At 70.7% G+C, this 26258-nt stretch carries 22 protein-coding genes; 11 read left to right on the top strand and 11 right to left on the bottom strand.

Features of this window, described 5'->3' with window-relative positions; all coding sequences use genetic code 11:
- Positions 1 to 48: 48 nt before the first annotated feature.
- The 3 genes from JOD63_RS15915 to JOD63_RS15905 all read left to right on the top strand — a co-directional run bounded on the left by JOD63_RS15915 (position 49) and on the right by JOD63_RS15905 (position 7176).
- On the top strand, positions 49 to 5055 hold the full coding sequence (locus tag JOD63_RS15915; protein ID WP_052682501.1) for a VWA domain-containing protein: 5007 nt from the start codon (positions 49 to 51) through the stop codon (positions 5053 to 5055).
- Positions 5056 to 5164: 109 nt separating this feature from the next.
- Positions 5165 to 6433 carry a sensor histidine kinase gene (locus tag JOD63_RS15910; protein ID WP_045275528.1) on the top strand — a complete coding sequence of 423 codons (1269 nt, stop codon included), beginning with the start codon at positions 5165 to 5167 and terminating at the stop codon, positions 6431 to 6433.
- The gene (locus JOD63_RS15905; RefSeq protein WP_045275529.1) at positions 6430 to 7176 is read left to right on the top strand and encodes a response regulator; all 747 of its coding nucleotides are present in this window, start codon (positions 6430 to 6432) and stop codon (positions 7174 to 7176) included. The genes JOD63_RS15910 and JOD63_RS15905 overlap by 4 nt, the downstream gene beginning before the upstream one ends.
- Positions 7177 to 7297: 121 nt before the next feature.
- Here the strand turns inward: JOD63_RS15905 and JOD63_RS15900 are convergent, their stop codons facing one another.
- Positions 7298 to 7867, bottom strand: a complete 570-nt coding sequence (locus tag JOD63_RS15900; protein WP_045275530.1) for an NADPH-dependent FMN reductase — start codon at positions 7865 to 7867, stop codon at positions 7298 to 7300.
- Positions 7868 to 8092: 225 nt separating this feature from the next.
- Here JOD63_RS15900 and JOD63_RS15895 point away from each other — a divergent pair, with 225 nt between their 5' ends.
- Together JOD63_RS15895 and JOD63_RS15890 are read left to right on the top strand one after the other, a co-directional pair.
- The gene (locus JOD63_RS15895; protein WP_045275531.1) at positions 8093 to 8977 is read left to right on the top strand and encodes an ABC transporter ATP-binding protein; all 885 of its coding nucleotides are present in this window, start codon (positions 8093 to 8095) and stop codon (positions 8975 to 8977) included.
- Positions 8974 to 10098: an ABC transporter permease gene (locus tag JOD63_RS15890; RefSeq protein ID WP_045275532.1), complete on the top strand. Its 1125-nt coding sequence runs from the start codon at positions 8974 to 8976 to the stop codon at positions 10096 to 10098. The genes JOD63_RS15895 and JOD63_RS15890 overlap by 4 nt, the downstream gene beginning before the upstream one ends.
- Before the next feature lie 113 nt (positions 10099 to 10211).
- Here the strand turns inward: JOD63_RS15890 and JOD63_RS15885 are convergent, their stop codons facing one another.
- The 3 genes from JOD63_RS15885 to JOD63_RS15875 all read right to left on the bottom strand — a co-directional run bounded on the left by JOD63_RS15885 (position 10212) and on the right by JOD63_RS15875 (position 11960).
- Positions 10212 to 10613 (bottom strand): VOC family protein, encoded by a 402-nt coding sequence (locus JOD63_RS15885; protein ID WP_045275533.1) that lies wholly within the window; start codon positions 10611 to 10613, stop codon positions 10212 to 10214.
- A 122-nt stretch (positions 10614 to 10735) separates the two neighbouring features.
- Positions 10736 to 11203 carry a ribonuclease E activity regulator RraA gene (gene rraA, locus JOD63_RS15880; RefSeq protein ID WP_045275534.1) on the bottom strand — a complete coding sequence of 156 codons (468 nt, stop codon included), beginning with the start codon at positions 11201 to 11203 and terminating at the stop codon, positions 10736 to 10738.
- Positions 11204 to 11408: 205 nt separating this feature from the next.
- Positions 11409 to 11960 (bottom strand): winged helix-turn-helix domain-containing protein, encoded by a 552-nt coding sequence (locus tag JOD63_RS15875; RefSeq protein ID WP_045275535.1) that lies wholly within the window; start codon positions 11958 to 11960, stop codon positions 11409 to 11411.
- A gap of 58 nt (positions 11961 to 12018) precedes the next feature.
- On the opposite strand from JOD63_RS15875, the gene JOD63_RS15870 reads away from it, so the two are divergent.
- The gene (locus JOD63_RS15870; protein ID WP_084613496.1) at positions 12019 to 13380 is read left to right on the top strand and encodes an MFS transporter; all 1362 of its coding nucleotides are present in this window, start codon (positions 12019 to 12021) and stop codon (positions 13378 to 13380) included.
- Positions 13381 to 13439: 59 nt separating this feature from the next.
- On the opposite strand, the gene JOD63_RS15865 is transcribed toward JOD63_RS15870, so the two are convergent.
- Positions 13440 to 13898 (bottom strand): hypothetical protein, encoded by a 459-nt coding sequence (locus JOD63_RS15865; protein WP_045275536.1) that lies wholly within the window; start codon positions 13896 to 13898, stop codon positions 13440 to 13442.
- A 77-nt stretch (positions 13899 to 13975) separates the two neighbouring features.
- Between JOD63_RS15865 and JOD63_RS15860 the strand changes: the two genes are divergently transcribed.
- The 3 genes from JOD63_RS15860 to JOD63_RS15850 are packed head-to-tail and all read left to right on the top strand — an operon-like array spanning position 13976 to position 16945.
- Positions 13976 to 15094, top strand: coding sequence for a type III polyketide synthase (locus tag JOD63_RS15860; protein WP_045275537.1), 1119 nt, complete (start codon positions 13976 to 13978; stop codon positions 15092 to 15094).
- Positions 15091 to 15807, top strand: coding sequence for a methyltransferase domain-containing protein (locus JOD63_RS15855; RefSeq protein WP_271180720.1), 717 nt, complete (start codon positions 15091 to 15093; stop codon positions 15805 to 15807). The genes JOD63_RS15860 and JOD63_RS15855 overlap by 4 nt, the downstream gene beginning before the upstream one ends.
- Positions 15800 to 16945: an FAD-dependent oxidoreductase gene (locus tag JOD63_RS15850; protein ID WP_045275538.1), complete on the top strand. Its 1146-nt coding sequence runs from the start codon at positions 15800 to 15802 to the stop codon at positions 16943 to 16945. Before JOD63_RS15855 ends, JOD63_RS15850 begins: the two co-directional genes overlap by 8 nt.
- A 57-nt stretch (positions 16946 to 17002) precedes the next feature.
- Here JOD63_RS15850 and JOD63_RS15845 read toward each other — a convergent pair whose 3' ends face one another.
- Positions 17003 to 17863 (bottom strand): UbiA family prenyltransferase, encoded by an 861-nt coding sequence (locus JOD63_RS15845; RefSeq protein ID WP_245617973.1) that lies wholly within the window; start codon positions 17861 to 17863, stop codon positions 17003 to 17005.
- Between the two features lie 44 nt (positions 17864 to 17907).
- Positions 17908 to 20049, bottom strand: a complete 2142-nt coding sequence (locus JOD63_RS15840; protein ID WP_084613497.1) for an ATP-dependent Clp protease ATP-binding subunit — start codon at positions 20047 to 20049, stop codon at positions 17908 to 17910.
- Between the two features lie 183 nt (positions 20050 to 20232).
- On the opposite strand from JOD63_RS15840, the gene JOD63_RS15835 reads away from it, so the two are divergent.
- Positions 20233 to 20628: a DUF7144 family membrane protein gene (locus JOD63_RS15835; RefSeq protein ID WP_045275540.1), complete on the top strand. Its 396-nt coding sequence runs from the start codon at positions 20233 to 20235 to the stop codon at positions 20626 to 20628.
- 49 nt (positions 20629 to 20677) lie between these two features.
- Here the strand turns inward: JOD63_RS15835 and JOD63_RS15830 are convergent, their stop codons facing one another.
- The 3 genes from JOD63_RS15830 to JOD63_RS15820 all read right to left on the bottom strand — a co-directional run bounded on the left by JOD63_RS15830 (position 20678) and on the right by JOD63_RS15820 (position 24349).
- Positions 20678 to 21697: a GlxA family transcriptional regulator gene (locus JOD63_RS15830; RefSeq protein ID WP_045275586.1), complete on the bottom strand. Its 1020-nt coding sequence runs from the start codon at positions 21695 to 21697 to the stop codon at positions 20678 to 20680.
- 241 nt (positions 21698 to 21938) lie between these two features.
- Positions 21939 to 23129, bottom strand: coding sequence for a glycosyltransferase (locus JOD63_RS15825; protein ID WP_045275541.1), 1191 nt, complete (start codon positions 23127 to 23129; stop codon positions 21939 to 21941).
- Between the two features lie 2 nt (positions 23130 to 23131).
- Entirely contained in the window at positions 23132 to 24349 is a 1218-nt protein-coding gene (locus JOD63_RS15820; RefSeq protein WP_045275542.1) for a glycosyltransferase, read from the bottom strand.
- 105 nt (positions 24350 to 24454) lie between these two features.
- Here JOD63_RS15820 and JOD63_RS15815 point away from each other — a divergent pair, with 105 nt between their 5' ends.
- Positions 24455 to 25048 (top strand): hypothetical protein, encoded by a 594-nt coding sequence (locus JOD63_RS15815; protein ID WP_045275543.1) that lies wholly within the window; start codon positions 24455 to 24457, stop codon positions 25046 to 25048.
- 5 nt (positions 25049 to 25053) lie between these two features.
- On the opposite strand, the gene JOD63_RS15810 is transcribed toward JOD63_RS15815, so the two are convergent.
- Positions 25054 to 26226, bottom strand: coding sequence for an AI-2E family transporter (locus JOD63_RS15810; RefSeq protein ID WP_045275544.1), 1173 nt, complete (start codon positions 26224 to 26226; stop codon positions 25054 to 25056).
- Positions 26227 to 26258: the final 32 nt, after the last annotated feature.

The raw sequence follows: 26258 nt of genomic DNA, 5'->3' as shown, positions 1-26258 counted from the left end.
GGGTGGCGTGCCCGCCGCCCGACTGGGGGTGCCGTGCGTCGCTCGGCCGTGGCTGTGTTCATCGTGCTCGCGATCTTCGCGACCACCGCCCTCGTCGCGCCTGCGCCGGCCGCCACGGCGGCGGTTCCGCCCGCGACGGGAAACAATGCGGTCATCACCGTGAAGGTGGGCTCGGATCGCACGGGCGCGAGCGCGGTCTCGAATCTCGCAGGGGTTCAGCTGGGGCTCTACACGACACAAGGCGGCACGACGCCGGTGGGGGGCTTCGGAACCTGCACCTCCGACGCGGACGGCGACTGCAGCTTCATCGTTCCGGCCACGCAGACCGGTGGCGCCAACCGCGACAGTCAGTTCTGGGTCAAGCAGATCAGCGCTCCGACCGGCTACTTCACGAATCCGACGCTCGCCGTCGGGACCACCCCGGCGGCGCAGTCGTATTCGTTCCAGACGGGCGTTCAGCTGCGCAACGGCCAGACCTACCGGTCGACCATCGACTTCATGATCTCGACGGGCAACACGAGTGACATCGCCTCGGGCGGCATCTGGCAGAACAGTCGAGTCAACCCGGTACTGCCGGCGCAGTGCGGGCTGAACGCCGCGATCGTCGCCGACCTCTCGAACTCCGTCACCGCCGCCGACCTCGTGAACCTCAAATCCGCCGCGACCACCTTCGTCAACGCCCTCACCGGCACCCCATCGACGATGTCGCTCTTCACCTTCGCAACCGCTTCTCCAGCTGCCGGCGCGGCCAACATCAACCGCCCCGCCTTCACGGCGGTCTCCACATCCACCGGAGCCGCGACCGTCAACGGCTGGGTCAACTCGTGGACCCTCCCCGGTGGCGCGGCCGGTGGAACCAACTGGGATCAGGCTTTTGCCGCAGTCGCCGGCGCACCCCAGATCTATGACGTCGTGGTCGTCATCACCGACGGCAACCCGACCTACTACGGCAACCCGACCCAAGGCCCGGGCAACCGCACTCGATTCCGCGAGGTCGAGAACGGGATCTTCTCGGCCAACGCCGTGAAGGCGCAGGGCAGCCGGATTCTCGCGATGGGGGTCGGCGCCGGGGTCGGAGGCTCACCGGCGAACCTCCGCGCGATCTCGGGGACCACGGCGAACAGCGACTACTACCAGGTGACCGACTACACGGCTGCGGGCAGCGCGCTGCGGGCCCTCGCCCTCGGAAGCTGCAACGGAAGCCTCACCGTCGTCAAGCAGGTGGTCCCCCCCGGTACTCCCATCGGCTCCACGGCAGGAGCGCAGCCGGCCGGCGGCTGGACATTCGGCGCCGCCACCACCACCCCCGGCGTCACGGTCGCCCCCGCGAGCGGCGTGACGTCCGCCGATACCGGCGCGCTGAACTACGACCTCACGTTCCCCGGCGGAACCACGGACGCCCCCGTCACGGTGACCGAGACGCCGCAGGCGGGGTACGCCCTCAACCCGATCGGCGGGTTCAACGCCGTCTGCACGCGCATAGACACCGGGGCGGCGCTCGCCGTCACGAACACCGCGAACGGCTTCACGGTCGGATCGAACAGCGGGTATCCGGTGAGCTGCACGGTGTACAACCGCGCCCCGCAGCCGCCCGCCACGATCCAGGTGACCAAGAACTGGATCGTCGACGGCGTCGCGTATGCCAACGGCAGCCAGCCGGACGAACTCACCGCAGCGCTCGGGCTCGACGGCGAGCCCTGGGAATGGGCGACGGTCCAGACGGGGCGCAGCGCGGGCGACGTCGTCGCGATCGACGAGACGACGCAGATCTCGCCGGCATCGCTGTGCGTCGTCACGAGCCAGCGGCTGACCCAGTCCAACGGCACCACCGTCGATCTCGCGCTGCCGTACAGCGCGACACTCGCCGCCGGCGCGAACACGTACCAGATCACCAACTCCGTGACCTGCCCCGCGCGGCTGACGCTGGTGAAAACCGTCCTGAACGGTCCGGCGGTTGCCACCGCGTGGACGCTCACGAGCGTCGCCCCCGCCGGTGCGCTCGCCGGGCCGACGGGGACCACGGGGGTCACTGCACCGGTGACCCCGCTCGTGACGTACCTCCTCAACGAGACTGCCGGCGATGCCCGCTACGCGCAGCAGGTCGGCGGCGGTGCCGTTGCGATCCCCGGTTCGACGATCAGCTGGTTCTGCAGCCAGGTCGACCCGTCCACCGGCGTCGTGATCCCCGGCTTCTCCGACGGCCTGAACGGCGGGGTCACCGTGCCGCGGGGCATGGCAGTGCGTTGCGAGGCCCGCAACCAGACAGCATCCCTCACCCTCGTCAAGCAGGTCGTCAACACGAACGGCGGCACCGCGTTGCCGGGCGACTGGAATCTCACAGCCGACCCCGGCACGAACACGGTCGGCTTGACGCCGCAGACCGTGCAGGGCTCAGCCGTCGGCGTCGAGATCTTCGTGCGTCCCGGCCAGGCCTATTCGCTCACCGAATCCGACGGTCCTGCCGGCTACGCGCTCGAGAGCATCCAGTGCGTCACCTCGACAGTCCCGACCGGCCCACGCGAGCTCACCAGCATCACGCTCCTCGTCGGTGAGACCGGGGTCTGCACCTACACGAACATCGACCAGCCTGCACGACTCACCCTCGTCAAGACCGTCTCCACCGACGACGGCGGCACCGCCGTGCCCACCGACTGGACGCTGGCAGCCTCCGGCCCCACCGCGATCTCCGGGGCCAGCGGAACCGCCGCCGTGACCGATGCGCCCGTGGCCGCCGGCACCTACGCGCTGTCGGAGTCCGGCGGACCGGCCGGCTACGCAGCCGGCGACTGGTCGTGCACCGGCGGCACACTCACCGGATCGAGCCTGGTGCTCGCCGTCGGGGAGGCTGCGACGTGCACGATCGACAACGACGATCAGCCCGCTTCGCTCACGCTCGTCAAGACCGTCACCAACGACAACGGCGGCACCGCCGTGCCCACCGACTGGACGCTGGCAGCCTCGGGCCCCACCGCGATCTCCGGCGTCACCGGCACCGACGCCGTGACCGCCGCGTCGGTGAGCGCCGGCACGTACACGCTGTCGGAGTCCGGCGGACCGGCCGGCTACAGCGCCGGCGACTGGTCGTGCACCGGCGGCACACTCACCGGATCGAGCCTGGTCCTCGCCCCGGGCGGCGCCGCGACCTGCACCATCGACAACGACGACCAGCCCGCTCAGCTCACCCTCGTCAAGATCGTCGAGCCAGCCGCATCCGGATCCGGCCGTGTCGCCGCCGATTGGACGCTCACCGCGACAGGGCCGACGACCACGAGCGGCAACGGAGACCCCGCCTCACCCGGAGGCGTCGCGGATGCCGTCGTGAACGCCGGCACCTACGCGCTCAGCGAGACCGGCCCCGCGGGGTTCACCGCCGGAGGATGGGGATGCACCGGCGCGACGCTGACCGGTTCGTCGGTCGTCATCCCCACCGGCGGCGACGTCACGTGCACGATCACCAACACCGCCGTCGCACCGACCCTGACACTCGTCAAGTCGGTCGACAACGGCGACACCGGTGGTTCGACCCCGCCGACGGCGTGGACCCTGACGGCCGTGAACGGCGATTCCACCATCACCGGCGTCACCGGGAGCAGCGATGTCACGAGCGCGGCCGCGATCGTCGGCACCTACGCCCTCAGCGAGACCGGCCCCGCCGGCTACGAGGGTTCGGCGTGGGTCTGCACGGGCGCCGAGAGCACGACTGCGACCACGGTGACCCTCATCGAGGGGAGCGCGGCGACCTGCACGATCACGAACGTGGCGATCGCGCCGACGCTGACACTCGTGAAGCTCGTCGACAACGGTCTGAGCGGCGCGTCCGCCCTGCCGACCGAGTGGACGCTGACGGCCGTGAACGGCGACTCCACGATCAGCGGCACCTCGGGCAGCAGCGACGTCACGAGCGCCGCCGCGACAGCCGGCACCTACGCGCTCTCCGAGTCGGGGCCCGAGGGATACACCGCGTCCGACTGGGAATGCGTGGGCGGGTCTTCGAGCACGGCGGAGTCGGTCACCGTCGCTCCCGGAGAGAACGTGACGTGCACCATCACCAATACCGCGATCGATCCGACGCTCACCCTCGTCAAGCTCGTCGACAACGGCGACACCGGGGCGACGACGAGTCCCACGGCGTGGACGCTGACGGCCGAGGGCACGACGACGATCAGCGGGGCGACGGGAAGCGCAGCGGTGACGCTCGCGGTGGTCGCCGCGGGAACGTATGAGCTCTCCGAATCCGGACCGACCGGATACACGGCATCCGACTGGTCGTGCACCGGGACGGCTGAATCGACCGCAGACACCGTAACCGTCGTGTCCGGCGACGCAGCGACCTGCACCATCACCAACACGGCGGTCGCCCCCGAACTCACGCTCGTCAAGCTCGTCTCGAATGAGTTCGGCGGCACTGCCGAGCCCACCGACTGGACGCTCGAGGCCGTCGGGGCGGTCACGATCGCAGGCACGACCGGCGCCGACGCGGTCACTGACGCGAGCGTGCAGGTCGGTCTCTACGATCTGTCCGAGTCGGGCGGGCCCGACGGATACGACGCGTCGAGCTGGGTCTGCGAAGGCGCGACGGGAACCACCGACACGACCGTGACACTGTCTCCGGGCGAGGCGGCGATCTGCACCATCACCAACTCCGACCGCGCAGCGACGCTCACACTCGTCAAGATCGTGCGCAACCTCTACGCCGGCACCCAGCCGGCGACCGCGTGGACGCTGAGCGCGACGGGGCCGACTCCGATCTCGGGCGTCACCGGCGATATCACGGTGACCGGTGCGGTCGTCACAGCAGGACCGTACGAACTGGCGGAGACCGGGCCGGCGGGCTACGACGCCTCGGGCTGGACATGCACCGGCGCGCCCGTGACGGGGTCGACCGTCGCGATCGCACTCGGCACGCAGGCAGTGTGCACCATCGTCAACACGGACCAGGCGCCCCCACCCCCACTGCCGCCCACCGGCGGGACGATCGCACCGTGGGGCCTGCCCGCCCTGGCCCTGGTGCTGACGGGCAGCCTGCTCGTCGTCCTCGACCGGCGCCGCGCCTGACGGTCGGCGGAGACGGCGCCCGGTCGTCGGCGGACAGGGCGCCCGTCCGATGCGCGTTCTCCGTCGGCCGGGGGATGCCACGGCCGTGCCTCCCCCGTAGCGTGGAGGGATGTCCTTCTCGACGTCGACGCCGGCGCTGCTCCGCGCCCCGGCCACCGCGCGCGACTTCCGCAACGACATCTGGCTCGCGGGCGCCCTGCTGCTCGGCGCCATCCTCAGCGCGGCGCTCGGCTCGACCGCGGGCGTCTACGGCGGCGGCTCGCCCGCACTCGGGTGGGCGCTGCTCTACTCCGCCGGGCTCACCGTGCCGCTCGCGCTGCGCCGCCGGCATCCCGAGATCGTCGCGTGCACGGTCGCCGTCGTGTTCTTCATCGGCGTCTCGGCCCGCATCCCCGAGCTCTACGTCGGCAACATCGCGCTCTTCATCGCGTTCTACACCGTCGGCGCGTGGGTCGACGATCGCCGCCGGGCGCTGTACGTCCGCGCCGCGATCATCGTCGGCATGTTCGTGTGGTTGATGGTGACGACGTTCCAGTCGGCCATCGCCCCCGACGACGAGGGGCTCTCGCGTGACGGTCTGTTCTCGCCGTTCGTCGCGTTCATGCTCATCCAGTTCCTGGTGAACGTCGCCTTCTTCGGCGGCGCCTACTACATGGGCGATCACGCCTACGCGGCGGCGATCGCCCGCACCGTGCTCGAGGAGCGCACTCGCGAGCTCGAGCTCGAGCGCGAGCTGACCGCCGCGCAGGCCGTCGCCCTCGATCGCGTGCGCATCGCCCGCGAGCTCCACGACGTCGTCGCCCACCATGTCTCGGCGATGGGAGTGCAGGCGGGCGCCGCCCGCGCCGTGCTCGAGCGGGATCCGGATGCCGCTCGCACGGCGATGCTCGGGGTCGAGGCATCCGCCCGCTCCGCTCTCGACGAGCTGCGGCACCTGCTCGAGACGCTTCGCACGCCGGGAGGCGGCGACGGCGACAGCGCATCGACCGTGCACCTGTCGGGGCTCGCCGACCTCGTCGCGCATGCGAACGCGAACGGCCTGCCGACGCAGCTCACCGTCGTGGGAGAGCCGAGCGAGCCGCCCGAGATCGTGCAGGTGAACACGTACCGCATCGCGCAGGAGGCGCTCACGAACGCGCGCCGCCACGGCGGGGCGGATGCCCGGGCCGAGGTGCGACTGCGCTACGAGGCGGGAGCGCTCGAGCTCGAAGTCGCGAGCACCGGTCGGGTCGGCGCGGCCATGCGCCCGGGACTCGGGATCGTCGGCATGCGCGAGCGCGCGGCGGCGTCGGGTGGCACCCTCGAAGCGGGTCCGCATCCGCGCGGCGGATTCCTCGTGCGAGCACGGATGCCGCTCGCCGCGGCGGTGGCGTCATGACGGGCACCGCGATCCGCGTGCTCCTCGTCGACGACCATGCGGTGATGCGCGCGGGGTTCCGGATGATCCTCGAAGCCGCCGACGACGTGGTCGTGATCGGCGAGGCCGCGAACGGATCCGACGCCGTGGCCGCGGCATCCGACCTCCGCCCCGACGTGATCTGCATGGACGTGCAGATGCCGATCATGGACGGTCTCGAGGCCACGCGGCGGATCGTCGCCGACCCCGCGACGGACGCCGCCGTCGTGATCGTCACGACGTTCGACCGAGACGACTACCTGTTCGACGCGCTGTCGGCCGGCGCGACCGGGTTCCTGCTGAAGAACGCCGGACCCGAGGAGCTCCTGAACGCCGTGCGGGTCGCCGCAGCAGGCGATGCCCTGCTGTCGCCCGAGGTGACCAAGCGCGTGATCGCCCGCTTCGCCGCCGCCGAAGGTGCCGGGAGTGACTCCGCCCCCGGAACCGGGGCATCCAGCCCCCGAATCCTGGGGGCGGAACCGATCACCTCCAGCGGGCCTGAACGGGATACCGGGCTCGTCCGCGCGGCGGCGCCCGAGCTCACCGACCGCGAGCACGACGTGCTGCGCCTCGTCGCGCAGGCGCTGAGCAACGCCGAGATCGCGGAGCGGCTGTTCATCGGCGAAGCCACGGTCAAGACGCACGTGTCGAACGTGCTGCAGAAGCTCGGCGCGCGCGACCGGGTGGCGCTGGTGGTCTACGCGCACCGCCACGCCCTGGTCTGACCTCCGCCGACCCCAATCTCCCGCGAGAACACACGAACGCACCCTCCTGCGAACAGGGAGGGTGCGTTCGTGTGTTCTCACCCGGCGGGGCTGGGAGCCCCGTCCGGAATGAAGGAGGGGCTCAGGCGGCGACGGGAACCGGCGCGTAGCGCTCGATGAGTGCGCCGAACGCCTCGAGGTAGCCTACGAGGAACTCGGCGGTCTGGTCGTTGGTGACCTCGCCGGTCTCGGTGAACAGACCCGGCGTCGACTGCACGTAGCCCTCGGGCTGGCCGAGCGTCGGGGCGTTGTAGTGGCTGAGCACGGCCTTGAGGTGCTGCTGGGCCGCGGCGGTGGCGATGCCGCCGCCGGAGGTGCCGATGACCGCGGTGGGCTTGCCGTTGAACGAGCCCTGGCCCCACGGGCGGGCGGCCCAGTCGAGGGCGTTCTTGAGCACGCCGGGGACGGAGCGGCTGTACTCGGGGGTGACGATGATGACGCCGTCGACGTCTTCGATGGCCTGCTTGAAGTCGCGCGCGACCTGCGGGTAGTCGGCGTCGAAGTCGGGCGAGTAGAAGGGGAGGTCCTTGATCGGGATCTCGACGAGGGTGGTGCCCTCGGGGGCGAGGCGCTGCAGCGCCAGGGCGAGACGACGGTTGATCGAGGTCGACGAGATGCTGCCGACGATGTAGCCGATGGTCCGGTCGGTCATGAAACTGCTCCTATCAAAAACAGGCGCCCTCCGGTGAGGACCACCGTTGGACGTGACATCCATTCGAACACATGCACCTGGGCGTTCTATTCCGACGCATGGAGCATGACCTCCGATGACGCTCGGCCGACGGACTCCCCCACCCGACGGGGCTCGAAACCCTCCCTGAGGGGGATGCCGCCGGCATCCGTTCTCCGTACCGTCGAACCAGGAGGACGAAACCACATGCTGCAACTGCGAGGAATCACCAAGAGCTACGGCGATCGCCGCGTGCTCGACGACGTGTCGTTCGACGTCCGGCCGGGCCGGCTCACCGGCTTCGTCGGGGGCAACGGTGCGGGCAAGACGACCACCATGCGCATCGTGCTCGGGGTGCTGGCGAAGGATGCCGGCACGGTCACCCTCGACGGCACCCCGGTCACCGCATCCGACCGCCGTCGATTCGGGTACATGCCCGAGGAGCGCGGCCTCTACCCGAAGATGAAGGTGCTCGAGCACATCGTGTACCTCGCGCGGCTGCACGGGTTCTCGAAGACGGATGCCGCCGCCCGCGCGACCGCTCTGCTCGAGCAGCTCGGGCTCGGCGAGCGCCTCGGAGACAACGTCGAGACCCTGTCGCTCGGCAACCAGCAGCGCGCGCAGATCGCCGCGGCCCTCGTGCACGACCCGCAGGTGCTGATCCTCGACGAGCCGTTCTCCGGCCTCGACCCGCTCGCGGTCGACGTCGTCGCCGCCGTGCTCCAGGAGCGTGCCGCCGCCGGCGCCGCCGTGGTGTTCTCGTCGCACCAGCTCGACGTGGTCGAGCGGCTGTGCGACGACCTCGTGATCATCGCGGGCGGCACGATCCGGGCCGACGGCGCACGAGACGATCTGCGGGCGAAGTACGCCGGTCGCCGCTTCGAGCTGGTGTCGGCCGGCGACGCGGGGTGGCTGCGCTCCGAGCCCGGCGTCGACGTCGTCGACTTCGCGGGCGGATACGCCGTGTTCGACGCAGACTCCGACGAGACCGCCCAGCGGGTGCTGCGGCGCGCGGTCGCCGAAGGCGACGTCGCCAGCTTCGCCCCGCAGCATCCGACTCTCGCCCAGATCTTCAAGGAGGTCATCCAGTGAGCACCACCACCCCCAGCGCCGGCCCCCGCGCCGGCTCCGGCCCCAGCCTCAGCACCGCCCAGGGCGTCTGGCTCGTCGCCGAGCGCGAGATCGGCTCGAAGCTGCGCAGCAAGGCGTTCGTCATCTCGACGGCGATCCTGCTCCTCGGGGCGCTCGCCCTCGTGATCTGGGCCGGGTTCGCCGCATCCGATGAGAGCGGAGCCCCGGTGGCGGTCACCTCCGACGCATCGGCGTACGTCGAAGACGTGCCGGGGCTCGACGTCACCGAGGTCGCCGATCGCGCCGAGGCCGAGGCGCTGGTCACCGAGGGCACCGTCGACGCGGCGATCATCGCCGACCCGGCCTCCCCCACCGGCTTCACTCTCATCGGCGAGTCCGACGTGTCGTCGAGCCTGCTGCTGATGCTCGGGCAGACGCCCACCGTCGAACTCCTCGACCCCGAGGCGACCGCGTGGGCGCTCGCATACATCGCCGCGATCGGGTTCGGGGTGGTCTTCCTCATGGCCGCGTCGCTGTTCGGTGGCACGATCGCGCAGAGCGTCGTGGAAGAGAAGCAGACCCGCGTGGTCGAGCTGCTGCTCTCGGCGATCCCGGTGCGCACGCTCCTGGCGGGCAAGGTGATCGGCAACACCATCCTCGCCATGGCTCAGATCCTGCTGCTGTCGGCGATCGCGATCATCGGGCTCACGGTGACCGGGCAGACCGAGCTGCTGCAGGGGCTCGGCACCCCGATCGCGTGGTTCGCGGTGTTCTTCCTGTTCGGGTTCGTGCTGCTCGCGTCGCTGTTCGCCGCCGCTGCGTCGATGGTCTCGCGCCAGGAGGACATCGGGTCGACCACGACGCCGCTCACGATGCTGATCATGGCGCCGTACTTCCTGGTGATCTTCTTCTTCGACAACCCCGTGGTGCTCGGCATCATGTCGTACGTCCCGTTCTCCGCTCCGATCGGCATGCCGATGCGCATCTTCCTGGGCGAGGCGCAGTGGTGGGAGCCGCTGCTGTCGCTCGCCATCCTCATCGCCACCTGCATCGCGGCGATCTGGGTGGGTGCGCGAATCTACGAGAACTCCCTGCTGCGCATGGGCGCGCGGGTCAAGCTGCGCGAGGCGCTCGCCGGCTGAGGGGTGCGCACGGTCACGCGGTCGGGGGTCGCGTGACCGTGCGAGGCCCGGGGTGGACGCCTTGGTCGGCTCACCCGGTCGGCGGTTGTCCTGATGGCTCCGGATGCCGCGGGCTACAGCATCCCGTCGACCATCTCGCCGACCGCGATGACGTTGCCGGCGGGGTCGCGGAACCACGCGATCGACGGCCCGCCCTCGAAGTCACGGCTGATGCCCTTCGCATCGGTGCCGTAGTCGGGGTCGGTGTAGATCTTGGTGACGACGCCGCGAGAATTGAGGTCGTCGACCGCAGCCTCGACGTCGTCGACCGAGAAGTTCAGCACGGTGAACGACGCGGGCTCATGGTTCGACTTGCTGTAGATGAAGAGATGGCCCCCGCCGGCGAGGTCGATGGCCATCGCGCCCATCTCGTCGGACGGGCGGACAGACAGCCCGAGCGTGCCACCGTAGAACTCCTTCGCGGCCTCGAGATCGTCGACCGAGAAGCTCGAGAACGGCTTGTCAGCAGTGAACATGGGAACCCCCTGATGTGGATGATTGGTGCCCCCTGCGCCCAAGCATCCTCTTCCTCCCGACCGCTGTCGAGGGGTCGGTCTGGCCCATCGGGGCGTCGCGGCGGGGCGGGCACGACGAGAGCTCAGCGCTCGACGAGCACCCCGTCGGCATCCGCCCACACCCGCAGCCCCGGCGCGAAACGCACCCCGGCCACGACCACTTCGACGTCGATCTCGCCGACACCGTCTTTCGCGCTCTTGCGGGGGTTCGACCCGAGCGCCTTCACGCCGATCGGCAGCGCGGCGATGGCGTCGCGGTCGCGGATGGCCCCGTGCACGATGAGTCCCGCCCAGCCGTTGTCGACGGCGGACGCGGCGATGAGGTCGCCCACCAGCGCCGACTCGAGCGAGCCCCCGCCGTCGATCACGAGCACTGCCCCGTCACCCGGCGTCGCGAGCAGCTGCTTGACGAGGGCGTTGTCGCGGTGGCACCGCACCGTGCGCACGGGCCCTTCGAAGCCGACGTGCCCGCCGAAGTCGTGCAGCTGGAGCGAGAGCGAGTCGAGCTCGTCTCCCCGTTCGTCGTACAGATCGGCCGTCGCGATGGTCATGTCGCCACCGTAGGCCGTTGCCAGTCGTCGTGACTCGTGCAGAACTCCGCAAATTCGGCCGGATTTCTGCGAGCGTGAAGCGAGATCGGGCGCGGTCCCGCGCGAAGCGGCACCGGATCCGTGGAGTTCTGCACGGCGGCCCGGCGGCAGGGTGCACGCCCGCTCGGAGGTCTCGAACCGGCACCCGGAGCAGGCGCGGGTGGCGTCAGCGCCCGCTCGGAGGATTGTGGTCGGGGTGCAGTGCGGTGAACAGCGAGTACGTGTCGCCGTCGGCGTCGGGCCCGCGTTCGCGGAACTCGTCGAGCAGCGCGTAGAGCCGCCGCTCGAGCTCGACGCGGTGCTCGGCGTTGAGCTTCAGCCCCATCCATGCGATGTCGAGATCTTCCGAGCGCAACCCCTCGATCTGCTGCAGGAACGTCGCGACGAGTGTGTGAGACCCCTCGGGGATCGAGGTTCGCCATGAGAGACCGGTGGCCCGGTACGGCACCTCGCGCGCACCCTGAGCACCGGCGCGCTCGGGTTGGGCGGCGAGGTAGCCGGTCTGGACGAGTGTGCGCACGTGGTGCAGCATCGTCCCCGGATTCACGCCGAGCAGTTCGGCGAGCTCTTTGTTGGTGCGCGACTCGAACGCGCACAGACGCAGGATGCGCATGCGCACCGGTGAGCTCAGCGCTCGGGCGCGGGCCTGGACCTCGGCGTCGTCGGCGTTCACGCTCACGACGGACCGCTCGATGCTGCTGCGCTCCTGGCCGGTCATGGCCCCATGCTAGTGCGACCGATTGACAAACCTCAATCGCTGGCACAGACTGATCGACATGTCTCAATCAGTCGAGGGTGCAGCACCCGGCGCCCCGACCCACCAGCGCTCGCTCTGGCACGACGGAAACTTCCTGCGCATGTGGACCGGCCAGGCGTTCAGTCAGTTCGGCGCGCAGATCACCGAGCTCGCTCTCCCGGTGCTCGCCGTCCTCGTGCTGCATGCGACGGAGTGGGAGGTCGGCGTGCTCAACGCCTCCACCTTCGCCGCCTTCCTCATCGTGGGCCTGCCGGCGGGCGCCTGGATCGACCGCCTGCGCAAGCGCCACGTGATGATCTGGGCCGACGCGGTGCGCGCCGTCGCTCTCGCGGTGGTGCCGGTGCTCTGGTGGCTCGACACGCTGCAGGTCTGGCACCTGTTCGTCGTCGCCCTCGTGATGGGCGTGGCCACGGTGTTCTTCGACGTGTCGTATCAGAGCATCATCCCCTCACTCGTGGGCGCACGTCAGATCGCCGAGGCGAACGGCAAGCTCGAGACGACGCAGCAGCTCGCCGGACTCACCGGCCCCGCCGTCGGCGGCTGGCTCATCGGCGTGCTCACCGCGCCGATCGCGATCCTCGTCACGGTCTTCACCTACGTGGCGTCGTTCTTCGCCCTGGTGGTCACCCGCGACCACGAGCAGCCCCACGACCCCGCCACCCGCCGCCCGCTGCGCCTGGAGATCGCGGAGGGACTCCGGTGGGTGTTCGGCAACCCGCTGCTCAAGCGAATCGTGGCGACCACCGCCGTCTCGAACTTCTTCAACACGATGTCGTTCACCCTGCTGCCGATCTTCCTGCTGCGCGAGCTCGGCCTCACCCCGCAGTCGATGGGCGTGATCTTCTCGCTCGGCGCTGCCGGCGGACTCCTCGGCGCCATCGCGACGCCGCACATCGTCGCGCGGGTCGGCGAGGCCCGCGCCATCCCGATCGGCGGGATCGGCTTCAGCGTCGTCCCGATGTTCCTCCCGGTCGCCGCGCTCGTGCCGCAGTTCGCGTTCCCGCTGCTCGTGGTGCAGGGGTTCCTGATGAGCTTCCTCATCCTGGTCTACAACATCACCCAGGTGACCTTCCGGCAGCGCATCACGCCGCCCCGGCTGCTCGGCCGCATGAACGCCTCGATCCGCTTCTGCGTCTGGGGCGTGATGCCGATCGGCGCACTGCTCGCGGGCGTCGTCGGCGAGTGGATCGGCACGACCCCCACGATGTGGATCGCGGCCACCGGCCAGCTGCTCGCCGGCGCGTTCGTGGTGATCGGTCCGTTCTGGAAGATGCGCGACCTTCCCGATGCGCCCGCAGACCCCGAGGCGGCGACGGATGCCGCGACCGCAGTCACCGCCGGCGAAGCGGATGCCGCAGCCGCAGCATCCGACCCGCGCTGACCCGACCCCCGCTGACCCGACCGCGGCTCACCCGGCCGCTGCTCGCCGAGGCAGGCGGTTCAGGGAGAACGACGGGACTCGCGGATGCCGCCGGCGGCGAACGCGACCGCGGCGATCCACGCGATGAGCGACGCCGACGCCGCGATCGCGAACACCACCGCAGACACCGCCTCGCTCGCACCGAACCACAGCATGAAGACCGTGTCGAGGTCGCCGGAGTCGCCGCTGTCGGGGATCGAGAGCCCGGCGACGAGCAGCCCGAGCCACAGCAGCGCGGTCGCGATGTCGTACCAGGTGCGGGTCGCCCGGGCCCGGCGGACGGGAGCGTCGAGCAGCGTGAGCACGGGCGGCACCAGGAGGAGCACGATCAGGATCCAGCCGGAGGCGATGCCGAGGAACCCGACCCAGCCCAGCCCCGCGCCCAGGAAGCCGCGTCCGACGAAGATCCAGAACGGCAGGAACACCGCCAGCACCCACTGCGACCAGAAGACGTATCGCCCGGTTCCCTCGATGTGCACGGGTTCGAGGCTAACCCCGCCCGACGGGTCGCGGCGATCATGACCCTCCGGGCCCCGGCACGTGCTTAGGTGAGAGCATGCCCGCACGGATCCTCTCGATCGGAACTGCCGTCCCCGAGACGGTGATCTCGCAAGAGCGCGTGCGCGACTTCTTCGCCGCGCAGCCCGGCCGGGACCGCCTGTCGCAGCGACTCATCCACGCCGCCTTCGACGCGTCGGCGATCGACCGTCGCCACACCGTGCTCGCCCAGCTCGCAGACCCCGGTGCCGAAACCACGCCCGGCGCGCCAGACGGCACCGACTTCGTCGAGAACGGCGTGCTGCTCGTGCCCTCGACCGGCGCACGCAACGACGTGTACGCGGCGACAGCACCGGCGCTGTCGGCGAGCGCCGCACGCGCCGCCCTCGACGACATCGGGATGCCGGCTTCGGCGATCACCCACGTCGTGACCGTGTCGTGTACGGGCTTCTATGCACCCGGCCCCGATTACCGGCTCGTGCGCGACCTGGGGCTCTCCCCCACCGTCGAGCGCTACCACCTCGGCTTCATCGGCTGCGCCGCGGCCTTCCCCGGTCTGCGCCTCGCGGCCCGCATCACGGTCGCGCAGCCCGATGCCGTGGTGCTCGTCGTGTGCACCGAATTGTGCACGCTGCACGTGCGCGCCTCCGACGACCCCCAGCAGATCGTCGCGTCGTCGGTCTTCGCGGACGGTTCGGCGGCGGCGGTCGTGAGCGCCGATGCGCGGTGGCGCAGTGGCGCGAGCCTCGACCTCGAGCGCTTCGCCACCGCCCTCACCGGCGAGGGCGAGACCGACATGGTCTGGACCATCGGCGACGAGGGGTTCGAGATGACCCTCTCGGCGGAGGTTCCCCGCATCATCGGGCGCGAGATCCGCGGCGCCGTCGACGCGTTCCTGGCCGGCGACGATCCGCCCGACGCGTGGGCCGTCCACCCCGGCGGGCGCAGCGTGCTCGACCGGGTGGAGTCGGGCCTCGATCTCGACCCGACGGCGATCGAGACCTCCCGGGCGGTGCTGCGCGACCACGGCAACATGTCGAGTGCGACGATCCTCTTCATCCTGCGCTCGCTGCTGCACGACGACACCCTCGCCGACGGCAGTCGCATCGCCGGTCTCGCCTTCGGCCCGGGGCTCACCGTCGAGTCGACCCTGCTCACGAAGCACTCGGCAGCGTGACGGTCACCGCCCACCGCACCGGTCTCGCCGTCCGCGACGAGCAGCTGCGGGAGCTCATGGACGACCCCGGGTGCGACCGGCGGCGGCTGGATGCGACGCTGCGACGCTTCGGCACGGTCAACCGCCTCGTCTCGGGCTGGGGCGCCGTGTACCGCGACCGCCTGCGACCGTTCCTCGCAGAGCACGGCCGCCCCGCGCGAGTGCTCGATCTCGGCTCGGGCGGCGGCGATCTCGTGGTGCGGCTCGCCGGCCTCGCCGCGCGCGACGGCCTCGCCGTCGAGTGGCTCGGCGTCGACCCCGACCCGCGCGCCCACGCGGTGGCGACTGCACGCGCCCCCACACCGTCGATCACGTTCGAGCAGTCCGATGCCGAGGCCCTCGTCGCCCGCGGCGAGAGATTCGACGCGGTGATCTCGAACCACGTGCTGCACCACCTCGACGCGGCGGCGCTCGCGTCGTTCACCTCGCTGTCCGCCCAGCTCTCGAGCGGAATCGTGCTGCACAGCGACATCGAACGCAGTCGCACCGCGTACGCCCTGTACACGGTGGGAATCACCCCGTTCGCCCCGGGCACGTTCCTCCGCACCGACGGGCTGCGCTCGATCCGGCGCAGCTTCCGGCGGCACGAGCTCGGTGAGGTCCTCGGCGATCGCTGGCAGGTCGAGCGTCCCGTCCCGTTCCGGCTTCTGGCGTCTCGGCGGGCCGATGGCTGAGGTGGTCGTGGTGGGAGCCGGCCCCGTCGGACTGCTCCTCGCGGCCGAGCTCAGCCGGCTCGGGGTCGACGTCGACATCCTCGAGCGGCGACCGGATGCCGGCGCTGGGAGCCGAGCCATCGGCATCCACTCCCCCGTCCTGGGCGCGCTCGCCGCGTCGGGCATCACCGACGAGCTCCTCGCCGATGCTGCGCGGGTGCCGCGCGGCGAGGCGCGAGCGGCTGGGCGCACACTCGGCGTCGTGCGCTTCGACCGGCTGGCGCGCCGCTTCCCCTTCGTCGCGACGCTGCCCCAGGCCGCGACCGAACGCGTCCTCGCCGGGCGCGCACCCCGACCGCTCCGCGGCGCGCGCGTGACCGGCATCCTCCCGCGCTCCGACGCCGTGCGCGTGCGCGCGGGCATCGGCGGACGCCCCGTCGAGCTGACCGCTCCGCTCGTCGTCGTCGCCTCGGGAGCCGCCGGGCGGGGCCTCGCCTACCGGCCCGGCGGCACGCGCGTGCGCACCTACCCCGACCGGTATCTGATGGCGGATGCTGTCGCGGGCGGCGGCGCCGACCCCGGGGTCGCAGTGGTGAACCTCGACTCCGCCGGCGTGCTCGAGTCCTTCCCCCTGCCCGGCGGCATGCGTCGCTACGTCGCCTGGGACGGCCGCGACAGTGGAGAACCCGCCGCCGACGATCGACGTGAACGGCTTCGCGCGGCGGTCACCCGCGTCGGCGAGGCCGAGGCGGCCGACGCCATCGACGAGGCGACGGCTTTCGGCGTGCGGAGGTTCGTCGCGCCGCGCCTGCGGCGGGGGCGCCTGTTCGTCATCGGGGACGCCGCGCACGAGGTGAGCCCGATCGGCGGCCAGGGCATGAACCTCGGACTCCTCGACGCGGTCACGCTGGCCCCGCTGCTCGCGGCCTGGACCCGAACCGGAACGGCCCCCGAACGGGAGCTGGAGAGGTGGGAGCGAAGTCGGGTCGCCTCGGCGCGCACCGCCGCCGCGCTGGCGACCGCGAACACGGCGCTCGGCCGCCCCCTCGGGAGTGCGACCGACGCCCTCCGCCGCGTCGGGGTGCGCGGGATGCTCGCTCCCCCTCTCGGCGCGATGTTCGCCCGCGCCTACGCAATGGGCTTCGACCGCGACGCCTGAGGCCGGCCGGTCCGCCCCGCGACACCTGAGCACGCCTGGGCGACGCCATCGGCCGGCTCACGCGGCGAGGCCTCCGCCCGAGACCACGAGCTGCGCCGCGAGCAGCACGCCTGCGAGCATCACGAGCCGGAACAGCGTGCGCGACGGCGGGCGGCGCAGCGCCTGGACGAGCGTCAGCACGGCGACGATCGCGGTCGCGCCGAAGAACACCCACGTCACCGGCGCGATGTGCGCGAGATCGCCGTCCGCGATTCCGAGCAGCACCACGACGGCCCCGACGAGCAGCGAGAGGACGGCGAGCACCGCCGACAGGCGCGCACCGAGTCGGTGCGGCAGGCCCCGCACGCTCGTGCGCGCGTCGTCGTCAAGGTCGGGGAGCACGTTGGTGAGGTGCACTGCGACGCCGAGCACGGCTCCGGCGACGCCCGCCCACGGTTCAGCGAATGCCGGGTCGGGCGCCGAGAGCGTCGCGAACGACGGCAGCAGCCCGAAGAACACCACGAAGGGCACGGGCGAGAAGACGCTGCTCTTGAGACCGGCGTTGTAAGCCCAGGCGGCCGCGAGGCCGATCGCGTGAGCGGCGAGCATCGCGGCGCTCAGGATCGCCGACAGCGCGAGGGCTGCCGCGACGGTCACCCAGGCCGCGATCCACGCCGTGCGCGCGGACACATCGCCGCGTGCGATGGGCTTGTCGGTGCGGCCGACCGCACGGTCGCGGGCGGCGTCGATCACATCGTTCGAGATGCCCACCGACACCTGGCCGGCGAAGACGGATGCCGTCAGCACGACGATCCGCCAGGGCTCGAGGCCGACCGCCGCGCCGAGGGCGAGCGTGAGGACGGTGACGACGACCGTCGGGCCGGGGTGGGTGGAGCCCCACAGGGCCCGCACCACTCCCCACCCTCGAGCAGTTGCCACGGTCGATGCTCTCACGCCCGCACGGGATCCGAGCAGGCCGCAGCTCAGTCCGTCACGAGGACGAGTTGCGTACCGTCGGCCGCGACATCCACGCGCACGGTGTCGCCGTCGCGCACGCCGCCCGCGAGGATCGCCATGGCGAGCCGGTCCTGGATCTCGGACTGCATCAGACGGCGCAGCGGCCGCGCACCGAAGACCGGGTCGTAGCCGCGCTCGGCGAGCCAGGTGCGCGCGTCGGGCGTCACCGCGAGGGTGAGACGACGGTCGCGCAGACGCTGGTGCAGTGCGTCGACGGCGAGCTCGACGATCTGGGCCAGGTCGTCTTCGCTCAACGTCTGGAAGATGACGATGTCGTCGAGCCGGTTGACGAACTCGGGCTTGAACGCCTGCCGCACCATCGCCTGCACGGTGTCTCGCTTCTGCTCGAGCGACAGCGTCGGATCGATCAGGACGGGAGAGCCGAGGTTCGAGGTGAGGATGAGGATCACGTTCGTGAAGTCGACCGTGCGCCCCTGGCCGTCGGTGAGTCGGCCGTCGTCCATGACCTGGAGCAGAACGTCGAACACCTCGGGATGGGCCTTCTCGACCTCGTCGAGGAGCACCACCGAGTACGGGCGCCGGCGCACGGCCTCGGTGAGCTGACCGCCCTGCTCGTACCCGATATAGCCCGGAGGGGCACCGACGAGGCGCGACACGGAGTGCTTCTCGCCGTACTCCGACATGTCGATGCGCACCATGGCGTGCGGGTCGTCGAAGAGGAACTCCGCCAGAGCCTTGGCGAGCTCGGTCTTGCCGACGCCGGTGGGGCCGAGGAAGAGGAACGAGCCCGTCGGGCGACCGGGGTCGCTGATGCCGGCGCGGGAGCGCCGGACGGCATCCGCCACCGCCTTCACCGCATTCTTCTGGCCGATGAGGCGCTTGCCGAGCTCGGCCTCGAGGTGCACGAGCTTCTCGGTCTCGCCCTGCAGGAGGCGTCCGACCGGGATGCCGGTCCAGGCCGCGATCACGGCCGCGATGTCTTCGTCGGTCACCTGGTCGCCGACCATGCGGTCCTCGTCGGGCTCGTCGCGCTCGGCGTCGACGAGCTGCCGCTGGAGCGCGGGGATCTCGCCGTAGAGCAGCCGCGACGCCTTCTCGAGGTTGCCCTCGCGCTGCGCGCGCTCGGCCTCCATGCGGGCGGCGTCGAGCTTCGTCTTGAGATCGCCGACGCGGTTGAGCGACGCGCGCTCGCGCTCCCACTGAGCCTGCAGCTCGTCGAGCCTGCTCTGCTCCGAGGCGAGCTGAGCGCGAAGCGCGGCGAGGCGCTCCTTCGACGCGTCGTCCTTCTCCTTCTTCAGCGCCAGCTCCTCGAGCTTCAGCCGGTCGACGTGGCGACGCAGCTCGTCGATCTCGAGCGGTGCCGAGTCGATCTCCATGCGCAGCCGCGACGCCGCCTCGTCGATGAGGTCGATCGCCTTGTCGGGCAGCTGACGGCTCGGGATGTAGCGGTGCGAGAGGGATGCGGCGGCGACGAGCGCGGCGTCGGCGATGGCGACCTTGTGGTGGGCCTCGTAGCGCTCCTTGAGTCCGCGCAGGATCGCGACGGTGTCTTCGACCGTCGGCTCGCCGACGTAGACCTGCTGGAAGCGGCGCTCGAGCGCGGCATCCTTCTCGATGAACTCGCGGTACTCGTTGAGGGTCGTCGCACCGATGAGGCGCAGCTCACCGCGCGCGAGCATGGGCTTCAGCATGTTGGATGCTGCAACCGAGCCCTCGCCGCCGCCTGCGCCCATGAGCACGTGCAGCTCGTCGATGAAGGTGATCACCCGGCCGTCCGACTCGGTGATCTCCTTGAGCACGCTCTTCAGCCGCTCCTCGAACTGCCCGCGGTACATCGCGCCGGCGACCAGGGCCGAGATGTCGAGCGTGACGAGCTCCTTGTCCTTCAGCGACTCGGCGACGTCGCCCGCGACGATGCGCTGGGCGAGCCCCTCGACGACGGCGGTCTTGCCGACGCCGGGCTCGCCGATGAGGACGGGGTTGTTCTTGGTGCGGCGCGTGAGCACCTGGCTGACCCGCCGGATCTCGGCATCCCGCCCGATGACGGGGTCGAGCTTGCCCTGGCGGGCGCGGTCTGTGAGGTTGATCCCGAACTGCTCGAGGGCGCTCCGCGCGTCCTCCTGCCCGGGCTGCTGAGTGGCGTTCATCGGTCTCCTGTGGTGTGTGGACTCCGGCCAAACTTGAGCCGGGTTGACTCAAGTTTACCAGCGGGCGCGGCGACCGACAACCGGGCGGCAACATCACACAACGCGGGTGATGCCACCGCGATTCCGGGGGTGCACAGTGCGATCAGGAGCGTGGCGATCGGCCACCGAGCGGAAGGATTCGACATGTCAGACACGCACGCGTCGGGCTGGGCCGGCTGGGGCGTCTTCGCCGGCGTGATGCTGATGATCGCGGGTTTCATCGACCTGATCTACGGCATCGCCGCCCTCATCGGACCGGATTCGGCATACTTCATCACCGACGCAGGCCTCTTCGGCGTCGACGTGCAGGGCTGGGGATGGTGGCACCTGATCTCGGGCGCCCTGCTCATCCTGGTCGCCTTCGCACTGCTGGCGGGAGCCACGTGGGCCCGAGTCGTCGCGATCATCCTCGTCGCGCTGAACGCGCTCGGGCAGCTCTCGCTGATGTCGGCCCAGCCCTGGCTGTCGCTGGCGATCCTCGCGGTCGACGTCGTGATCATCTACGCGCTCACGGTCCACGGCCGCGAGCTCAAGAGGTAGCGGGGGCAACGCCCGATCGGGTCGGCGCGAGCCGGCCCGATCGTCTCCGTCATGCGACGGTCTCGAGCACCTGCTCCTGCCCGGACACGTCGGCATCCGTGATGTCGCACAGCTCGTCGGGACCGCAGCTGAACCGCGCGCGATAGGCCGTCGGAGTCGTGCCGAGCACCCGGGCGAAGTTCTGCCGCAGCACGGCAGCCGAGCCGAATCCGCTCTCGTACGCGACGCGGTCGAGTCCCAGATCGGTCGATTCGAGCAGTCGCTGGGCGTGGATGATGCGCTGCCGCGCGAGCCAGGCCGCCGGCGTCGCGCCGTAGTCGGCCTTGAACCGCCGGGCGAACGTGCGCGGCGACATGTGCGCCTTCGTGGCGAGCTGGTCGACGGTGAGGTCGAGACGCAGGTTGTCGAGCATCCAGTCGGTGACGGGCGCGAGCGACAGCGACGTCGTCACGGGCAGCGGCTTGTCGATGAACTGCGCCTGGCCGCCGTCGCGCTGCGGGGGCACGACCATGCGGCGGGCGATCTTGTTGGTGAGCTCCGCGCCGAGCTCCTGTCGGAGCAGGTGCAGGCAGGCGTCGAGACCGGCGGCGGTGCCGGCGCTGGTGATGATGCGGCCGTCCTGCACGTAGAGCACGTCGGGGTCGACGTCGATCTGCGGGTACATCGTCATCATCTTCTGCGCGTACATCCAGTGCGTGGTCGCTCGGCGGCCGTCGAGCACGCCCGATGCCGCGAGCACGAACGAGCCGCTGCAGACACTCAGCACCCAGGCGTCGCGCGCGACCGCGTGCCGGATCACGTCGAGCACACGCTCGTCGATGCGCCCCCAGTACTCGTGCGGAATGGGCGAAACCACGACGAGGTCGGCCTCGTATGCGAACGCGAGATCGGCGTCGACGTTGATCGAGAAGCCCATCTTGGACTGCACCGCCCCGGGTTCGGGGGTGACCACGCGGAAGTCGAAGTTCGGGATGCCGTCGTCGGATCGGTCGAGCCCGAAGGCCTCGCACGCGACTCCGAACTCGAACGGGGCGAATCCGTCCTGGACGATGCAGGCGACAGTTCTCATCGAGTCCTCCTCCGACGACTGCACGATCAGGCGTGGCAGTTTTCGTACGTTAGGTGTCCATTCTGCCACTCGTGGCAGTCATGACGCAAGCGTAGCGTTTCTGCCATGTTCATGGTGATTGTTCTCGCAGCCCTCTCCGTGGTCGCCGTCGCCTCGACGATCGCGGCCCTCCGCAACGACGGATACCGTCAGATCCCCACCGACCGCACCCGCCTGCCCTGAGTCGAGGCCCGCCGCGCCGTCAGCCGATGGCGCGGCGGTACACCTCGACCATCGCAGCGGTGCGGCTGGACTGCCGGAACCGCTCGCGGATGGTCGGGTCGGGCGTCGGCGCAGTTCCGGCGGCGATGTCGGATGCCGCGGTGCGCAGTGCCGCGGCGAGCGCGTCGACCGACGCGTCTGCCACCGGCCAGTGACCCGAGCCGAGCTCGGCGGCCAGGTCGGGATCGCTCACGATCGAGGGGGTCCCCAGCGAGGCAGCCTCGAAGATCGTCATGCCCTGCGTCTCGAAGCCGATCGACGTCTGCACCACCGCGTCGGCGGCGCCGATCCGGCGCAGCGTCTCGGCGTAGGGCAGCTTCCCGGCGAACACGACGGATGCCGCGGACCGCGCGTCCTCGACGATGCGCCGCGCCGCGCGCAGCTGCGCACCCCCGCCGATCACCTCGACCTCGGCGTCGATCCCCGACGCGACGACGGCTTCGAGGAAGGGCAGCAGACGCTTCTCGGGGCTCATGCGCCCGAGCCACACGAAGCGCGGGCGCCCCGGCGCACGCCCGCGCGGGCCGGCGTCGAGCGCGGCATCGAGGATCTCGTCGTCGATCCCGTTCCAGATCACGTCGACCCGCGAGAACACGCCATGGCGCTCGAGCCGGCGGGCGAAGTGAGACGACGGAGCGGTCACCGCGGTCGCCCCCGAGGCGAGCCCGTGGAGGTAGGCCCAGCCGTCGGCACCACGGGCACCGGTACCGAGCGCCCGGCGCTGCCACCCGTTCAGCGCCCGCAGCACGAGACCGGGGAACGGCGCCGTCGCCTCGATGCCGACGTCGACGCGGTTGTGCATGGTGTGCACGACCGGCAGCCCGTGCCGCCGCGCGAACCGGTAGCCGATGAACGCTCCCCAGAAGTCCGCCTGCACATGCACGACGTCGACGGGCTGCCGCGCCGCCAGCGCGGCATCCACCCACCGGTCGGTCCGGCGACCCGGCCAGGTCATCGAGTATTCGCGATCGAGGGTGATCGGCACCGACGGCATGTCGACGAACGACGCATCGCCGCCGACGATCCGCGCCCGCGCGCGCCCGTGCATCGCCGGTGCGACGACGGTGACCGTGTGACCGGCGGTCTCGAGGAAGCGCCGCTGCAGCAGCGTCGACACCTGCGCCCCGCCCAGTGTCGCCAGGTGCTGGTCCGCGAAGATGACGACGTGCACGGCTACTCGGGCAGCGGCTCGTCGCGGTACAGCGCCTCGAAGGTCTCGAGGGTGCGGGTCATGTCGTGCACCTTGACCCCGTCGAGCGACGCCTGCTGCATCGCGAGACGCTCTTCGGGGGTCTGCGTCAGCACCCGGGCGAGCTTGGCGGCGAGGTCGTCGACGTCACCCGGCCGGAACAGGAACCCGTTCTCGCCGTCGTGCACCAGGTGCGGCAGCGCGACCGCGTCGGCCGCGACGATCGGCAGGCCCGAAGCCATGGCCTCCATCGTCGCGATCGACTGCAGCTCGGCGATCGACGCGATCGCGAACAGGCTCGCCCGCGAGAGGAGCGCGCGCAGCTCCTCGTCTGTGGTGCGCCCGTGGAAGGTCACGCGGTCGGCGAGACCGAGCTCCGTGGCGAGAGACTCCAGATTGCGGCGCTGATCGCCGCCGCCGACGATGTCGAAGGTCACATCGAGCGCGGGGTCGAGCTTCGTGATCGCCCGGAGGACGACGTCGATCTGCTTCTCGGTGGTGAGCCGTCCGACGAACACGATGCGGTTGCGGTCACGGGGCGACAGATCGGGCGTGTAGTTGCTCGCCTCGATGCCGCAGCTGATCGGGATGACGCCCGAGATGTCGATGGTCTTCTCGAGGAAGTCCGCGGCACGGCGCGTCGGCGTCGTGACCGCCCGGGTCATGTGGAAGGTGCGCTCAGCGTCATCCCACGCGAGCTTGATGGCGAAGTCGTTGAGGAACTTCGGCAGTGCCGTGAAGTCGAGGATGTTCTCGGCCATCACGTGGTTCGTCGCGATCACCGGGATGCCGCGCTTGCGCGCCTCGCGCGCGAGACCGCGTCCGATCACGATGTGCGACTGGATGTGCACGACGTCGGGCTGCACCGCGTCGAGGGCGCGACGTGCGTAGTGCTTCGACATGAACGGCATCACGAACGTGAGCCAGTCGTGCGGGTACCAGCGCCACGACGGCAGCCGGTGCATCGTCATCGGCTCGCCCTCGATCGTCTCGACGAAGACGCCGTGGTTGCGGTGGCCGGCGCTCGGGGCCATCACGTGCACGTCGTGGCCGCGCGATACGAGGCCCGCCGCGAGGCGCTCGGCGAAGCGGGCCGCACCGTTCACGTGGGGCAGGAACGTGTCCGCTCCGATGAGGACGGTCAGCGGTCGCGGACTCACGGCGTCGGCGGATGTGCCGTCGGGCGTCGCAGGGTCTGTCACGAGTGGAGGGGACCTGTCTGTGCGGCGAGCGGCGCGTCAGGGGGTGTTGTGCGCGCGGCCTCCACTGTACCCGAGGGGGTGCCGACAGCCCCGTACGCTGGAGGAATGTCACGCCTCCAGGCTGATGCCGACCCCACTCTCTGGGTGCCCGTCACGCAATCGCTCGGCTTCCGCGGCCGCCGCCATCGGAAGGCGGCGATCCGGATGCTGCTCACGCAGGCGAACTCTGCGCTCGGGGCGGCCGAGCGTCCGGGCAGCGGAGTGGCCGCCTGGGCGATGAGCCAGGCTGCACCGTTCCTCATGAAGCGGGCCGCCGGCCGCGTGCTGGTGTGGGTGTGGAAGGCGGACGCGGAGCTGGTGGTCGTGATGGCTCAGCTGCAGCAGGCGACGAACGACCTGCGCGCCGCACGCGCGATGATGCCGATGGAGTACGACGACACCGAGTCTTTCCGCAACCCGCACCTCGGCGTGGGCGAGAAGCTCGAGATGCCGCTCCCGTCCGACGGCCGCACGCCCCCGTTCGCGACATACACGTGGGACACCGGGTCCCACTTCGTCACGGTGACCGCCGTCTGCTCCGATCGCGAGCGCTTCGGGACGGTGATCGGCTCGGTCGACGATCTCGCTCGCACGGTCCGCGTCGTTGAGGATCTCACCACGCAGGAGTCCGCCGAGGTGCTGCGGATCGATCCCGCCTGATCCGCTCAGATCTTCCGGTCCTGTTTCGGCACCACGATCTCGCGCAGGATCAGCAGGATCGACGCGGTGACCGGCAGCGCGACCAGCACCCCCAGCACGCCCATCAGCGCGCCGCCGATCATCGCTCCGATCAGCACGAGCGCGGCCGGGATGGCGATCGCCCGGTTCATCACGCGCGGGCTGATGATGTACGACTCCACCTGGATGTAGACCAGATACGCGATGAGGAACAGCAGTGCCTTGTCGGGACCGCTGAACAGCGCCACCGCCGTGCCGAACACGAGGAAGATCACCGACCCGAACAAGGGGATGAGGGTGACGACGAACGCGATCACCGCCATCAGCGCGGCGAAGGGCAGGCCGATGAGGAGGTGGAGCACGAGCACCGTGCCGGCGTTGAGCGCGGAGAGAGTGATCGAGCCGATCAGCGAGCTGCCGACGGCCGTGGTGATCCGCTCGGTCATGTCGGCCAGGCGTGGGCGGGTGCGCGCGGGGGCGAGGCGGTAGAACGCCTCCTTCATCGCCTCGAACGACGCCAGGAAGTAGAGGGTGAGGGCGACGACGACGAGGCTCGCCGAGATCGCGGCCGCGACGCCCGCACCGAAGACGAGGATGCCGCCGCCGACCGCGGCCAGCGTGGCGGGGTCGCGGACCGCCGACTCGATCTGGTCGACTGCCGCGGCCACGGCAGCCTGGAGGTCGGGGCTGAGCCCGGCGAACCACTCGGTCTCGCCGACGTCGGCGAGGGCGTCGGGGATGGCGGCGACGAACTCGCCGACCTGGTTCACCACCGGAGGGAGCATGAACACCAGGAACACCACGACGAGCAGCACGAACGCGCCGAACACGACCGCGATCCCCGCGCCGCGGCGCAGCCCCTTCCGCTCGAGCAGCCGCACGATGGGATCGAGGGCGATCGCCAGGAACAGCCCCAGGATGATCCACACGAGGATCGACGAGATCGATCCGATCGCGCTGCCGATGACGACGGCCCCGAGGACGCCGAGGGTGGCGGCGAACGCGGAGACGAGCGGACGATCGAGGGCGGCGAGGATGCGGCTGCGCGGCGGCTCTTCGGCTTCCACGTCGAACGACGCTGCGGGCGCCGTCTGGTCGGCGCCGTCGGACTCGGCGGCGATCTGCGCCTCGGACTCGCCCGGGTCGGATGCAGGGCTCATCCGCTGATGATGCGCACGACACGACGCCCGGG

This window comes from Microbacterium terrae (genome assembly GCF_017831975.1).
Lineage (GTDB): Bacteria > Actinomycetota > Actinomycetes > Actinomycetales > Microbacteriaceae > Microbacterium > Microbacterium terrae.
This window is presented reverse-complemented; position numbering and strand designations above follow the sequence as displayed.

Bases quoted from the DNA above. Each gene is read 5' to 3' on its own strand.
- JOD63_RS15910 (WP_045275528.1), top strand. From the start codon at position 5,165: ATGTCCTTCTCGACGTCGACGCCGGCGCTGCTCCGCGCCCCGGCCACC.
- JOD63_RS15905 (WP_045275529.1), top strand. From the start codon at position 6,430: ATGACGGGCACCGCGATCCGCGTGCTCCTCGTCGACGACCATGCGGTG.
- JOD63_RS15900 (WP_045275530.1), bottom strand. From the start codon at position 7,867: ATGACCGACCGGACCATCGGCTACATCGTCGGCAGCATCTCGTCGACC.
- JOD63_RS15895 (WP_045275531.1), top strand. From the start codon at position 8,093: ATGCTGCAACTGCGAGGAATCACCAAGAGCTACGGCGATCGCCGCGTG.
- JOD63_RS15885 (WP_045275533.1), bottom strand. From the start codon at position 10,613: ATGTTCACTGCTGACAAGCCGTTCTCGAGCTTCTCGGTCGACGATCTC.
- rraA (WP_045275534.1), bottom strand. From the start codon at position 11,203: ATGACCATCGCGACGGCCGATCTGTACGACGAACGGGGAGACGAGCTC.
- JOD63_RS15875 (WP_045275535.1), bottom strand. From the start codon at position 11,960: ATGACCGGCCAGGAGCGCAGCAGCATCGAGCGGTCCGTCGTGAGCGTG.
- JOD63_RS15870 (WP_084613496.1), top strand. From the start codon at position 12,019: ATGTCTCAATCAGTCGAGGGTGCAGCACCCGGCGCCCCGACCCACCAG.
- JOD63_RS15860 (WP_045275537.1), top strand. From the start codon at position 13,976: ATGCCCGCACGGATCCTCTCGATCGGAACTGCCGTCCCCGAGACGGTG.
- JOD63_RS15850 (WP_045275538.1), top strand. From the start codon at position 15,800: ATGGCTGAGGTGGTCGTGGTGGGAGCCGGCCCCGTCGGACTGCTCCTC.
- JOD63_RS15840 (WP_084613497.1), bottom strand. From the start codon at position 20,049: ATGAACGCCACTCAGCAGCCCGGGCAGGAGGACGCGCGGAGCGCCCTC.
- JOD63_RS15835 (WP_045275540.1), top strand. From the start codon at position 20,233: ATGTCAGACACGCACGCGTCGGGCTGGGCCGGCTGGGGCGTCTTCGCC.
- JOD63_RS15830 (WP_045275586.1), bottom strand. From the start codon at position 21,697: ATGAGAACTGTCGCCTGCATCGTCCAGGACGGATTCGCCCCGTTCGAG.
- JOD63_RS15815 (WP_045275543.1), top strand. From the start codon at position 24,455: ATGTCACGCCTCCAGGCTGATGCCGACCCCACTCTCTGGGTGCCCGTC.
- JOD63_RS15810 (WP_045275544.1), bottom strand. From the start codon at position 26,226: ATGAGCCCTGCATCCGACCCGGGCGAGTCCGAGGCGCAGATCGCCGCC.